The sequence below is a fragment of the Vibrio sp. V19_P1S1T109 genome, from assembly GCF_002241375.1.
GTDB lineage: Bacteria > Pseudomonadota > Gammaproteobacteria > Enterobacterales > Vibrionaceae > Vibrio > Vibrio anguillarum.
In genome coordinates this window covers 1-13,421 of the sequence record NZ_NDIM01000180.1, presented here as the reverse complement: position 1 = coordinate 13,421, position 13,421 = coordinate 1, and the positions used below count along the sequence as shown (strand labels likewise).

Here is a 13,421-nt window from a genome sequence, read left to right as displayed (position 1 = left end):
TACTGACTTTTGTGGGTGAGAAAGAACTCTCGTTATAGATAAAGTAAAGGCCAGCAATGCTGGCCTTTACCTACAAGGCGATAACCCTACGCTTTTCTTACTTACAACTTACGATTTCAATCGTGGGCTCAGATGATGGCGTACTTGGAGTTACTGCGTATTTAACAAAACATTTACTAGAATCATCGCTACCCGTTTTGAAAGTATACGATATAGCGTCATTAGTAGTATTTGAACCTGATACAACTTTCCAATCACTATCCAAACCAGTCACGACTTTACCTATACCATTAGCACTTGCTTCAGGATAACCCCACACAACTTTTACTGCACCGCTAATACCACTAATAGCGACATCTGCTGCAGAGACAGACTCTTTACCATCAATTGCCGCTCGGCCATAAACAATGCCAGCGGCACCTTGCATCGCACCTTTTAGTCCTTGTAAAGAAGCATCACGCGCATCGCCTTGCAAATTCAAAAAACGTGGTGCGGCGGTGACGGCGAGAATGCCGAGAATGACAATCACAACCACAAGTTCGATTAGGGTGAAACCGTTTTGTCTTTTCATAGTTACTTTCTCTCTATGTTTTAATCAATGCGCAGACTTACTGCAAAGTGACGGTCACACGACCAGTTTTTATCTCATACACAAACTGGTGCGCGGTTCCGCCCTCTTTTTGCACATAAGTACAAGTGGCTTGCCCGTCATCGGCTTGTGCTGAATATTTTACATTAGCGTTATTGGCTGCATTAGCGACTGTGTCAACTTTTGGTGGGTTTTGCAGCAAATTATCCATTAAATCAATACATGACTGATCCGTAATCGCCGCTGGATAACTGGTATTATCGGTATTGAGCGCCAACGGATAACCGTCCCTAAAACCTGTTGCGGCCCCGCTGCTATCTGTAGAGCGAGTCAGCCAGAAATTGACACCATCATAGTTGACGGTGTTTTGTTTTTCCGAGCCCAAAGTCACAGAGGTTCTTGCCTGAGCTTCCCACTGAGCACGCGCCGATAGAACACCAGTAGCAAAACCACCGGCAACCCCTTCGATGCTGGCTTTTTTCGCTTCATCGGTGACATCTAAAAAGCGGGGTAGCGCTGCAACGGCTAATAAGCCGACAACCACAATCACTACGACTAATTCAACTAAGGAAAAGCCCGTTTGTTTGTTATCCATGCTCTACCTATCTCTTTGTTATTACCGTGTATTATACGCACTTGTTCTCGCATCGCTACGGGGCGAGTGCCCATTTCACTGCTTATGTCGAAAACTCATGCTGAAAAATCGACGCTTACTGTAAACTTATCCCTTAAAAGTTCAATGGTTATCACCTGTTTTTGACTGTAAACATAGCGACATTGATACTGATTTGCTTGATGTGCCGACTCAATTGAAATCACTTTGCTTTCAAGTAGTTGTTCATCTGGGTATAGCAGGCTTAACCAATAACGACAATCTATACTTGATTCATTCTCAGCCAATGGTAATACCCAGCCCGTTGCACTCATATTGAGTAATCGACCATTCGCGATTAAAGTTGAGGGCCGCCCCTTTAATAACCAATCTTGCTTATAAAAATTGGCACTTTCTACGATTTTACTGCTCGCCATCGCTAATGCGGTTTGATTGGCTTCTTTTTCTATCGACTGCCATGCTGATAGCAAAGCCATCAAAAGAACAAATACAATCAACCCCCAAATTACGAACTGAGAACGCTCTATCGCCGTTTTCATCTGACAACCTTTATCCTTTGATCGCGTCGAGCATTCCCCACATTGGCAAAAAGATGCCAAGTGCCAGCACCAACACCATAGCGGCAACAATCACCAATAAAATCGGCTCTATGCGCGCGGTGAGGGTTTTGAGATCGTAATCCACCTCTCTATCATAGAAGTCCGCGACTTCAAGTAGCAACTCATCAATGCGCCCTGTCTCTTCACCCACCGAAATCATCTGAATAACTAATGGCGTAAAAATATTGGCGTTTACCGCGGTGGTGGATACGCTTGTTCCCGCTTCAATGGCAGCTTTCATTTCTAACAGGCGAGATTCTAGAAATTTGTTATCCAACGCTTCGGCAGATAATGCTATCGATTGGTTTAACGGCACCCCCGCTTTCAACATCAAGGCAAAAGTTCGAGAAAAACGCGCCAATTGCGCTCGGTTCACTATGCCGCCGACAATTGGCATTCTTAAGCGAAACTTATCCCACTTTTGACGCCCTGCGGCTGTGCTCAACCAAGCTCTGAAAGCAAATAAACACCCAAGCAATACGCCTATCATCATCGGCCAGTAGTTGACAAAGAAATCTGACATACCAATTAAAATGCGAGTTGGCAGCGGTAAATCAACCCCGAAACGGCTAAACATACTAGTAAATTGTGGGATCACTTTAACGTTGAGAATGAACATCGCGACCAAAATAAAGCTGATGACAAAACTCGGATAACGCATCGCCGTTTTAATCCGTTTACGAGTTTCGACTTCTTGCTCGTAGTAATGAGACAATTGCAGCAAAGCTTCATCGAGCCGCCCTGTGTTCTCACCGACGTGGATCATCGACACAAACAACGGGCTAAAGACTTTCGGGTACATCTGCATTGAGCTCGATAAACTGCGCCCGTTGGTTAGCTCATTACTAACCGCTTCCAATGCTTCTTTAAGCTGTTTATTGGCACAATTTTGGATAAGTCCTTTCATCGAGCGCAGCAGCGGCACTCCCGCCTTGGTCAAGCTGTAAAGCTGACGACAGAAGATCACCAACACCTCAAGTGGCACACTTGGGGTAAACAGCGATTTCCAATCAATCGAAAAATCAGCCCCTTGGTCTGACGAAATTAAGGTCGGAATCACACCCTTGTTAAATAGCGCTTCCGCCGCGAGCTCTTCTGTCGGGGCATCAACATGCCCAGAGGTTTTGCTACCATCTAAATTTCGACCCTGATAACGATACGTTGGCATGAGTAACCTTAACTATAGATAGATGGCTTGAATGATGCCGGATGAATCACCTTCACCTAAGCTCATCACTTCATCTAAACTGACAACCCCTTGTAGCGCCAACTCCATCGCCGAAGCTAGCAGCGGTTTGTATTGCTTCGACTGACGAGCGGCTTGCGCAAAACTAACTGCATCGTTGGCGCGCAGCGCATCCATCATCTCGTGTTCAAGTTCTAGCATTTCAAAAACCCCAATTCGCCCACGGTACCCCGTCAAATTGCAGTTCTGGCACCCACGCCCACGTGTAAAAGCCGCTTCAACTTGATTTGGGAAACGCACCGTCAGCCACTGTTTGCGCGCTTCATCAACCTCATCCACCGCTTTACAATCGGGGCACACTTTACGCACTAAACGTTGGGCAACCACCGCCCGCACGGCGCTGGCCACTAAATAACCCGGCGCGCCCATGTCCATCATGCGCAAGGCGCTATCAACGGCATCATTGGTGTGTAAGGTGCTCAACACTAAGTGGCCGGTTAAGGCCGCGCGCAAACCAATTTCAACGGTTTCTTGATCGCGCATCTCCCCGACTAGAATAATGTCCGGGTCTTGACGCAAAAAGGTTCTCAGCACAGTTGAGAAATCAAGGTCAATTTTAGGATTGATCTGCACTTGGCTGATGCGTGGCAATCGGTACTCAACTGGATCTTCTGCGGTAATGATTTTTTTACCGGGAACATTGAGCTCTGATAACGCGCCGTACAGCGTCGTCGTTTTCCCAGAGCCGGTTGGGCCAGTCACTAAGATCATGCCGTGTGGACGTTTAAGTTGATGACGTAAACGCTGTAAAATATCATCAGGAATACCTGACTCTTCCAGTTTACGAACTCCGGATGATTGGTTGAGCAAACGCATCACCACCGATTCACCGTATTGTACTGGCATGGTCGACATACGAATATCGACCGATTGGCCTTTGGCTCGGATATTAAAACGGCCATCTTGTGGGAGGCGTTTTTCTGAGATATCAAGATTGGCCATCAATTTTAAACGCAGCACTAAAGCCGAAGCGATGTTGGTTTCATTGAGTAGGGTTTCGTGTAATACCCCATCAATCCGCTGGCGCAAACGCAATACGTTGGCATCAGGTTCGATATGAATATCAGACGCCCCGACCTGAATCGCATCTTCAAATAGAGAGTTGATGAGCTTAACAACGGTCACTTCATCGCTATCATCATCACCGATATCGAAATCAAAGGCGGTATTGCCTTGGTGTTCCAGTTGTAGCTGCTCGGCAAAGGACGCAATCTCTTTGGTGCGGCGATAGTAACGATCAAACCCTTCAACCAATTGTTTTTCTGGAGCAATAACAAATTCAAAACTGTATTGGGGTAATTGAGTAAGCAGAGATTCTTGAGCAAACAGATCCGCCGGATCACTCATTGCGATGCGCAGCGTGTCGCCATTTTTGCCAATGATTAAGGCGCGTAAACGGCGTGCATGTACTTCCGGGAGGATCTGCACTGCATCAATATCAACATTGGCTCGGCTGAGATCGATCAACGGCAGCGAAAGTTGCTGCGATAAGAAGCTAAGCATCTGCTGCTCTGACAAAAAGCCGAGTTCGATCAGCGTGTCACCCAGTTTACGTCCACTGCGTTTTTGCGCAGCGAGCGCTTGTTCAACTTGATTTTCAGTGATGATCCCTTCTTCAACCAGCAGATCACCTAAGCGTTTTCGTAGCTTAATTTGCACTCGTACTCTCCTCTAAACTGCTTAGTACGACTAGGCGATCACGAATAAATAGTTGCGACTGACTCGAGAGGCCAACTTTCGCAAGCGCTTGTTGGTAGGTATATTTGGCCACCTGAAAATCCATCGTGCGCTCTTGTGCTATCGCAAGCCCTAACCACCAGCGTGCGTTCTCAGCATCAAGCTTGACTAAGCGTTGATAGCTTTCTAATGCGAGTGAATCTTGCTTGGCTTTTTGTGCCAAGGCTGCCCTTAGCGAGAGATAATCGATCGAAGCATTGTCAGGTAAATGAACTAGAGGGGTTAACGCCGCTTCACTCTGCTTCTCTTTAATCAGTAATTTGGCTAACGCGATCCGCAAACTTTCTCCGCTATGATTGAGTTTTATACCGCTTTGTAAAATTTCAAAAGCTTTGCGCGCATCACCTTTGCCGTAATAGAGCGCGGATAATTTTTGACGGGCGAGTTCATTTTCTGGGGTAAAGCGTAGCACTTCACTGTACGCATCCAGTGCCTCTTTGAGATCATTACTGTCCACGGCTTTATCAGCGCGGCTCATTGCTTTTACCGCCAGTTGCTCTGGCGTCAAATCCACTTGTTCAATCAAAACACTTGAGATTTCTTGGCCACTTTCAGCACCGAGCGCGACCGCACGGTTAGAATACAACGGCTGTTGATTGGCTAAGGCCGAATCCTGTTTAACCGTCACTGTGGGCATTGCTGAATTTGACGTTTTTTTGTCCACTGCAACAACGGCAGTTTGGTAAACGGGACGGTGAACCGGAACAATTTTGGTGGTCGGGGAAACAAGCGCAGGCGAAGAGCTTCGCTCATCAACCTCTAACAACAGGCTCTTAGGTTCATTCACTATCGCTTGATTGGCCAATGTCTGACTGACCACTGTTTGGCTGACCATAGTTTGACCGACAATAGTTTGGTCAACCGCAGCTTGGTCAACCATAGCTTGCTGCTGTGACACCGCCCATCCACCGACCGCAAGGCTGGCAGCAAACCCGGCTACCATCCACAACCAAGCGCGGCTGCGTTTTACTTTCGCAACTTGCGCTGGTTGCAAGTTCACCACCGACTGGCGTTGCGCTTGTGCCAGTTTTGATAGTGCATCGTTCATCGCACTCATGATTGACTCCATCCCCACATAAAAGGGCGTTTAAACTTAGGCTTACAGGTATCAAACGTATCGTGAATCGCTGTAAATAGGTGCTGATTGCGAATCGTGCTGTCGTTTTGCGTAAAAGCCAGCAACAGAGCTTTGTGACACACTTGGTTAATCAAACGAGGGGTGCCATAACTGGCTCGCCACAACGCTTTTTTCTGTTCAAGATTAAACAGTTGCGCATCACCTCCGGCTTTGCTCAAGCGGCTCTCGATATAAGCGACTGTTTCATCTAAAGAGAGCGGCCGCAGATAAGCGCTAAAAGTAATTCGTTGGCGAAATTGGCGCAGATGGTGCTGCGCTAAACGCTCATCGAGCTCCGGTTGGCCGATCAACACCAGTTGCAACAACTTTGTGTATTCTGTTTCTAAATTGCCGAATAAACGCAGCACTTCCAATGCATCGTCTGGTAACGCTTGTGCTTCGTCAACAATCGCGACTACTCGTTTCCCCTGCTGCTTTAGCACAATCAATTGTTGCTGAATACGATCAACAATATCCGCATCATCTTGCTTACTAAGGCCTAGTTCGCTGGCGACAGCTTGGCGAAGTTCTCGACCATTAAGCGCTGGGTTGGGTAAGTAAATCAGTGCAATATGATCATGTAAATGATTGATCAACATACGACACACCATGGTTTTTCCGGTTCCGACTTCTCCGGTTATCTTGATCACCCCTTCGCCTAAATCAATGGCGGCACTCACTGTCTGAATCGCCTCGTAATGTGGCGCTAAGCCTAAAAACAGTGATGTATTAGGCGTAAGATGAAAAGGCAGTTGCTCAAAACCAAAGTGCTCAAGATACATGATGTTTATTCTTCGTCTGGGAACCACTCCTGCAGTAGTTCACGCGAGCGTTCGAGCTCTTTTTGCCACGTATTAACACCCACAACCGTTGGTTTCAGCAAAATCACCAATTCGGTTTTCTCAGTCAGCTCCGAGGTGTTACGAAACAGATATCCTAAACCGGGTAAATCCCCCAAAAAAGGGACTTTAGATACTTGATTGGAGGTGTTGGATTTCATTAATCCACCAATCACCACCACGTCACCATCTTGCGCGCGGATCACCGAATCTGATTCACGGATCGTACTGCGCGCTAATGGCAACACAATTTGGTTGCCTGCATATTCAATTTGTTTCTTCTGCTCGTCGACTTCAATCACCGCGGGGTGCACGTGCAATAGCACATTGCCTTGGTCATCAATTTGTGGCGTCACGTCGAGCGAGATACCCGAGAAAAAAGGCGTGAGTTGGATATCTGGTGCAACATTAGAGTTATCGCCATTACCAACCACACCCGTCACGTCAGTGACATAGTATTCATCAGTGCCGACTTTGATCACTGCTTTTTGGTTGTTAGCAGCGGTGACTCTTGGACTGGATAGGACATTCAAATCGCCCTGAGTGCCCATGAAGTTAAGCACTGCTTGGAAGCTGCCATCTGAAATGGTGACATTGGTTTGGCCTTGCAGCAGAGTGCCAATCGCATCCATCCCCGGCAGTAACGAAGCCGCACTACCGACCTTATTAATCACAACATCACCATTGCCAAAGGACATATTTGACCAATTGATCCCTTGCTGGTAACCATCGCTCAAGGTGACTTCTAAAATTTTCGCTTCAAGGATCACTTGTCGCTGTAGACGTTGCTGAGAAATGCCAAGGAAGTTACGCACTTCGCGAATTTCATCTGGGTAGGCTCGAACAGTGATTACGCTCGCTTGTGGCGTGACAACAACGCCTTGACCTTTGCCCGAGCCAATCAGCTGTGCAACGGCTTTTTCAAGCTGCGGCCAGAAATCGCTTTCACTGGTGGTTTCAATTTCAGTCCCACCTTTCGAATTACTGGATGAGTTACTCGAATTGGAATTAGTACTGGAATTTGAGCTAGAACTACTCGAGGAACTAGAACCGGTATCCGTATTAGTGATCGTACCGGTGGTGATGGAAGTTAAAGAACGGCCCGTACGTTTAAGTTGTAAATAATCGACCGGGATAGTCACCGTACGCAGGCCTGACGGGTAAACCTGAATCACTTTACCCTTTTTAATAATTTCATAGCCATACATGTCACGAACGACGGCCAATACATCATCCAAAGTCACGTCAGTTAGATTTACCGTTACACTTCCAGTAACTTCAGGGTGGATGGCGGCACTAAACTCCGTTCCTTTCACTAAACTGGCAAAAAATACCCTTGCATCCACATTATCAGCTTGGATACGAAAGCGTTTAACCGTTTCTTGACTGCGCGCTGTGATTCCCTCAATGTCAGGCATCAAGTCAGCTTCTACGGAGGCCGGTAGAACGGCTAGATTTCGGCTGTTGGCTTCATTAATCGCCTGATTCAAAGACTGTTTCATCTCAACTGGATCACGATGCCCCATAGAACAGCCCATTAAGGATACGATGACTACGCCTAATACGATTTTACGCATACGATTTCTATACCTTACTGCTTGATGTCCAGAGAAAAGAGGCCTAAATCCCACGTCTTTCCTCTGCGAGAAAGGGTCACTTGCTGTGGTTCAATGGCTTCTACTGTGTAGCCAAATAGCGACTCTCCGATGCCAACCACTTGATCGTTAAGCACTGCCACACAAGGTATGGTTTGTTGGCATACAATACTTTGCAACCTAGGTAGCGGGTAACTCTCTATCTTATTGACAGGTGATGCGCTCTCACTCGCCCAACCTAATGGCGCGGTAGGATCTTGCGCTGCCCAACTACTGCATACAAAACACATTAACAGCAGTGAAAAAACGGATCTAACCACCAATAAACTCCTGTCTAATGCCTAATGTGTACACTTCCATAATGACTCTGGCTTGGGGGTAATTTTCTACCTTGTATTGGAAATGACGCCAATAATACTTCATCGGTAAACTTTCTAAATTGGTCAAATAATTCAATATCGCGAAGTAATTACCGGTGAACTCCAATCTCACAGGATGAACATAATAGCCTGAATATTCAGATGATTGGTTGTTATTTGCAATCGGCTCTGCTGCTAATGACTCCATGGAGACCAACGTCAACTCTGGGCTGGTTGCCAAAACACTTTCAAGCAATTGCGCCATCTTCGCGGGTGTAATCAGTGAATCAACCAATGCTGCCAGCTCAAGCGAGAGAGTTTGGCTCTGCGCCATTAACTGTTTGAATTCTAGATTGATCTCTTGATTCGGATCTTTATTAAGCTTAGCAGTCAATAACAGAATTTCACCTTGCATTCGCTGGTTCATCTGCTCAACAGACTGAAGCTGTAACCGATTAGCCGCCACCGATTTCATCGCGGGTTCAAGTAACAAGCTAAACAGGAGCAGCGCAATCACTACTAAACCGCACAAGGCGATCAACATTTTTTCACGCGAACTGATGGCTAAAAATTTGTTGCTGATGCTCTGCCAATTCATTGGCTATCCTCCGCTTTAGTTTTAAGCTCAAAGATGAGAATGCCTTGCTCATTGCGCGCAATTTTTAACTTTTCAAAACTACGTCCCACTAGGTTCAGTTCGCTTTTAAACTGACTTAACCAGTTTGGAATATCTTTCGCCTCTCTGGCTAAGCCTTGCAAATCGAGCTGCTCATGTTGAATGGTAATGGTCGTTAATGAAATATCATCACGGCTGAGTGTGGCGAGCGAACGCATGACTCCTGAGTAACCGACCTGTTGTGATTGATCAAACTCATTAATCGAATCCAATGTGGCTTGTTTGCCCTTAATTTGCTGCTTCAAACGCTCAATCGCCGCCATTTTTTCAACCGATGGCTTATGCTTATCAACTTTCTGTTTGGTCGTTTCTAATTCAGCAGCAAGGACTTTATTTTGCGCTTGTTTAGCTTGTAGCTGCTGTTTCAATTGACTATTTTGCCATTGATAACTGGCATAGGCCAATAGCATCACTAAAGCGACAATGCCCCAAATCGCGCAGACCATGGAGAGTGAAAAATACTCTTTCTTCGGCTTAAGATGCGCCGGGTATAAGTTGAGCATTGAATCGTCAATGCGAGTCACTTGCTCCACCAGCAGATGCGCCGAACTCGGTAACCGCTCATCAAGCAGGGAAACTTTGACATTTAGGCGTTCATTTAATGCATCGACCAACTCTTGCTGCGCTTCTTCATCACACAGCACTTTTAGCTGATGTAATGAGGCCCCTTTAAGCTGCGAGGAAAGGTAATCAATCGAACGTTGCAGTTCTAACGCTAAGCCATCGAGCTGTAAAACCGAGCTGGCGACACCAGTAATGGGAGAGACAACACCTCTCATTGTGCGTTGAAAACAGCATTTTCGATCCACAAATGCGTCAAACTTAAAACTGCTGTTTTTACTGCGCTGTAGCAGCAAAAAATGCTCAAGATCACCGGCACTTCTCGCCCACACTTCATCTTCGGGAATGACTTTGCCTAACGCTAAACCCATCGCACTCAGTTGCGACGCCACTTCCAATACCGTGCGTTTTGAGACCACGTAGGCTTGAATTTTATTATCTGCGGGTAACGGAAAAGCATCAGCGATGATGTCAGTGACTTTCTCTGTCACCAGATCTTTCAATAAAAATGGCAGGGCGACTGACCACTCTTCTTTGGGTAACTGCGGTTTTTCTATTTGATAAGTTTGATAAAAATGAGCGTGGAGGACAAGGTTAATTACCGTACCCTTGATGTTGAGCGGTTTGAGTGCGTGAAAGAGTACATGTTGCCACGTTGCACCATCAAGCGGGATCTCTGTCGGCAAAGTCGCATCATCCAAAGCCGAGAAATAGAGAGCATCAGGTCTTACGACAACGAACAATTGCCGCAACGTCGCTTTAGATGGTTTTAATTTATCAATCAGTGACTGAAGATTCATATAGGTTCGCTTTTATTTTTTACGCCAACGATTTCTTCGCCCTAAGGTCACGCTAGGGCTAATTATTTTCTCAGGTAACAAAGGCTGTTCTTCTTCAAACAGTCGGCCTTGCCCACCATGAATGCCTAGGTTTTTTAGCGTTTGCCACTCTTGCTCTGTTTCGACACCGACCGCAATAACTTGAGTCTGAGTACCGCCACAAGCACCGATCATGCTACGAACAAACAGCTGATTTTCATGCCGTTGGTCTATTTTCTTCATCAAACTGCGGTGTAACTTAAGGAAATCAATCTTAAGATCTTTTATGTAGTGAGTGCTGACAATGGTTCTGCCCGCCTGCCCTACGATTACCTTAGCACCGAGGCCGGAGATCATCTTAATAACGGGGCGCATATAATCGAGATGTTGCACTAATCGGCCTTCAGGAAACTCAAAGGAGAGCTGCGATCGGCTACTCGAGGTAAGTTGCAACAATTCATGCCGGAACCACTTAAAATACTGCTTATCGGCGAATGGAATCACATGCAAGTTCACTGACACATTGACCTTAACTTCAGAGCTTTTAAGCAAACGAACGACTTTAAGCAATACGGCTCGATCCATTACCATTTCATAACCAACCGTTTCTAAGGCTGAATGGAAGCGAGAGGCTTTTATAACACCTTGTTCTGGATCATCAATACGCGCAAACAACTCATCGTGCAGCCATACTAAATCATTCGTCTTTTCAAGCAAATAGCAAGGTTGACGGAATAAAATTATTTTCTCAGGCGTCAGCACCTGATCAAACAAAGTTCGCCAACGCACACTGCCGCGTTCCTCTTGGAAAAAAGTACTCTTTTTAAAGCGGCTCCACGTATTCACTCGCTGTAACTGAGCACTTTTTAAGGCCGTTTCTGCCTCATCCAACACTCGACCACGCCGCTCGCCTTCGCTGTACATACTGATACCTATATGGCACCAGTTTTCTTTATCGAGCGGCTCAGGAGGCGATATGCGCGCTAAAAGCTTCAAACATTGTGTAGCAATAGAAGCGACCTCTTTTACCCCTTGGTGCGGCACAAAAATGGCAAAATCGGTATCGTAATAGCGAGATAAAATAACATCCGGGTAACGCTGTATGACGTTAGAGATGTTCTCCCCGACTTCCACAACGAGATCATCCGCTGCTTTTTTATCATTTTCTTCGCACAGAGAATCCCAATCATCGATACGCACTAACAAAACGCCACCACGCGCGCCATTCTCTAACAAGGCTGATTCCAATTTGCTATCAAAAAGGACACGGTTGGCCGTACCCGTCAACTTATCTAAGAAGGTTTGGGTCCGGATAAAAGTATCAAAGCGGCTACGCTCTTGACGAGCATCTTGCAGCTCATCAATCAGGACATCAAGCGCCTCACTCGCCGTATAAGGCCACTCGCGGTGATCACCTTTGGCGTACTGCTCCACTCGACCGGCGAGAATCATTCGCCCTCGCTCCTCCAACAATTCAGTTCCAAGCAATTGCTCTTTAAGCCACTTTACCCCACGAATCAAACAAAACACGATGAGACCAACTGCCAACGTAATAGACCACATGGCACCCAATGAGTAGCTATAACTGAGATAGGGAGGAACTGCTTTAAAGCTGATGCTGTAGCCTGGATTACGTTCAAGGATAATATCAATATGGTACAAACGGGCAGGGTCGACTTTGGACGAGGTATCTTTAAAACGGTAAATAACGCCAGCTGGTGAAGAGAGCTGCATTTCAACAATGCTACTGGCTTGCAACATTTTGGGCATCCAACGTTGCAATGAATAAGCGGCATCAGGATCTTCTATTTCTTTATCGACTACCTCCACAATTCCTGCTAGGTAGTGATTGAGATATTCTTGTCCAAGCCGTTGAAAAGACAAAGTTCCACCAATAAACAAAATGAACATTGCACTGGTTACGATGAGCGTAACAAAAGCTACTAACCGAGTACTCAGTTTCAGTGTTGGTGTATACCGCATGAATGCTGAATTCCTTTTCAACGTAAACTTTGTCGATCACTAAGCTGTGCTGACAAATAAGAAAATGCTAATAGTGATAACTATATAAAAAAGCCGCGGTTTTCGCGGCTTTTTTCGACATTCGAACGTTTAGAATGGTTATGGTTACCTTGAGCAAAGGGACAGCCCATTAAGCCATTGTTAAACAACAGATAAAAACCAACCACAACTAAAACTGTAAAGAATTCCGTTAAAAAAGTCACGAAAACCAATAAAACTTTACAAAAACACATCAAGCTATCTTGTATGCGATGATACCATTCTAATCGTGTATTAGTACACGACTCACTAACCATCCAATGTCACAAAAAAGTCTTTGGGTTAGTGAGTATGTATTACTAAGCTAGAAACTCTTCGATTTCATCCTCTCGAAAACCAGCCAGTATCAATACCTATTTTTTACACCCCGTCAGCACACCTTTGGACAGAAATAATTTTGGCTTAAAGACCAGACAAGCCTAACGGTATTAGGCTTAATTATGAATAGTGCGGCGATACGCACAGGCTTTGAATGAAAACATGCATAGACATTCAAAGGGCAAGGTGTTCAGTTTAAAATTTTCGCAGAAAAAAAACCTTAACTCAACTGAAAAATGTGGAGTAAAAGGCCAGTATTGCCAAGCCAAGCACAGAACCACTCAGAGTAAAAA

General features: G+C 45.7%; 12 protein-coding genes. All 12 read right to left on the bottom strand.

Annotated elements, in window-relative coordinates; all coding sequences use genetic code 11:
- Positions 1-97: 97 nt before the first annotated feature.
- Positions 98-571, bottom strand: a complete 474-nt coding sequence (locus tag B9J87_RS08540) for a type II secretion system protein (RefSeq protein WP_094150213.1) — start codon at positions 569-571, stop codon at positions 98-100.
- A 37-nt stretch (positions 572-608) separates the two neighbouring features.
- A complete protein-coding gene (locus B9J87_RS08535; protein ID WP_013857881.1) occupies positions 609-1,184 on the bottom strand; it encodes a prepilin-type N-terminal cleavage/methylation domain-containing protein in 576 nt (191 codons plus the stop codon).
- Between the two features lie 95 nt (positions 1,185-1,279).
- Complete coding sequence (locus tag B9J87_RS08530; protein WP_017050659.1) at positions 1,280-1,741, bottom strand: hypothetical protein; 462 nt, start codon at positions 1,739-1,741, stop codon at positions 1,280-1,282.
- Positions 1,742-1,751: 10 nt separating this feature from the next.
- The gene (locus tag B9J87_RS08525) at positions 1,752-2,969 is read right to left on the bottom strand and encodes a type II secretion system F family protein (protein WP_013857883.1); all 1,218 of its coding nucleotides are present in this window, start codon (positions 2,967-2,969) and stop codon (positions 1,752-1,754) included.
- A gap of 12 nt (positions 2,970-2,981) precedes the next feature.
- The gene (locus tag B9J87_RS08520; protein WP_064624286.1) at positions 2,982-4,706 is read right to left on the bottom strand and encodes a GspE/PulE family protein; all 1,725 of its coding nucleotides are present in this window, start codon (positions 4,704-4,706) and stop codon (positions 2,982-2,984) included.
- Positions 4,696-5,841, bottom strand: a complete 1,146-nt coding sequence (locus B9J87_RS08515; RefSeq protein WP_094150209.1) for a tetratricopeptide repeat protein — start codon at positions 5,839-5,841, stop codon at positions 4,696-4,698. Before B9J87_RS08515 ends, B9J87_RS08520 begins: the two co-directional genes overlap by 11 nt.
- Positions 5,838-6,683: an ExeA family protein gene (locus B9J87_RS08510; protein ID WP_026029164.1), complete on the bottom strand. Its 846-nt coding sequence runs from the start codon at positions 6,681-6,683 to the stop codon at positions 5,838-5,840. Before B9J87_RS08510 ends, B9J87_RS08515 begins: the two co-directional genes overlap by 4 nt.
- A 5-nt stretch (positions 6,684-6,688) precedes the next feature.
- The gene (mshL, locus tag B9J87_RS08505) at positions 6,689-8,317 is read right to left on the bottom strand and encodes a pilus (MSHA type) biogenesis protein MshL (protein ID WP_094150206.1); all 1,629 of its coding nucleotides are present in this window, start codon (positions 8,315-8,317) and stop codon (positions 6,689-6,691) included.
- A gap of 14 nt (positions 8,318-8,331) precedes the next feature.
- On the bottom strand, positions 8,332-8,658 hold the full coding sequence (locus tag B9J87_RS08500) for an MSHA biogenesis protein MshK (RefSeq protein WP_017050664.1): 327 nt from the start codon (positions 8,656-8,658) through the stop codon (positions 8,332-8,334).
- A complete protein-coding gene (gspM, locus tag B9J87_RS08495; protein ID WP_017046645.1) occupies positions 8,648-9,292 on the bottom strand; it encodes a type II secretion system protein GspM in 645 nt (214 codons plus the stop codon). The genes B9J87_RS08500 and gspM overlap by 11 nt, the downstream gene beginning before the upstream one ends.
- Positions 9,289-10,731 carry an MSHA biogenesis protein MshI gene (locus tag B9J87_RS08490; protein WP_094150203.1) on the bottom strand — a complete coding sequence of 481 codons (1,443 nt, stop codon included), beginning with the start codon at positions 10,729-10,731 and terminating at the stop codon, positions 9,289-9,291. Before B9J87_RS08490 ends, gspM begins: the two co-directional genes overlap by 4 nt.
- A 12-nt stretch (positions 10,732-10,743) precedes the next feature.
- Positions 10,744-12,732, bottom strand: coding sequence for an RNase E specificity factor CsrD (gene csrD / locus B9J87_RS08485; protein ID WP_094150200.1), 1,989 nt, complete (start codon positions 12,730-12,732; stop codon positions 10,744-10,746).
- Positions 12,733-13,421 lie beyond the last annotated feature (689 nt).

Excerpts from the sequence above, each read along its gene's own strand:
- gspM (WP_017046645.1), bottom strand. The coding sequence starts at position 9,292 with ATGAATTGGCAGAGCATCAGCAACAAATTTTTAGCCATCAGTTCGCGT.
- B9J87_RS08535 (WP_013857881.1), bottom strand. The coding sequence starts at position 1,184 with ATGGATAACAAACAAACGGGCTTTTCCTTAGTTGAATTAGTCGTAGTG.
- B9J87_RS08515 (WP_094150209.1), bottom strand. The coding sequence starts at position 5,841 with ATGAGTGCGATGAACGATGCACTATCAAAACTGGCACAAGCGCAACGC.
- B9J87_RS08490 (WP_094150203.1), bottom strand. The coding sequence starts at position 10,731 with ATGAATCTTCAGTCACTGATTGATAAATTAAAACCATCTAAAGCGACG.
- csrD (WP_094150200.1), bottom strand. The coding sequence starts at position 12,732 with ATGCGGTATACACCAACACTGAAACTGAGTACTCGGTTAGTAGCTTTT.
- B9J87_RS08540 (WP_094150213.1), bottom strand. The coding sequence starts at position 571 with ATGAAAAGACAAAACGGTTTCACCCTAATCGAACTTGTGGTTGTGATT.
- B9J87_RS08525 (WP_013857883.1), bottom strand. The coding sequence starts at position 2,969 with ATGCCAACGTATCGTTATCAGGGTCGAAATTTAGATGGTAGCAAAACC.
- mshL (WP_094150206.1), bottom strand. The coding sequence starts at position 8,317 with ATGCGTAAAATCGTATTAGGCGTAGTCATCGTATCCTTAATGGGCTGT.
- B9J87_RS08510 (WP_026029164.1), bottom strand. The coding sequence starts at position 6,683 with ATGTATCTTGAGCACTTTGGTTTTGAGCAACTGCCTTTTCATCTTACG.
- B9J87_RS08530 (WP_017050659.1), bottom strand. The coding sequence starts at position 1,741 with ATGAAAACGGCGATAGAGCGTTCTCAGTTCGTAATTTGGGGGTTGATT.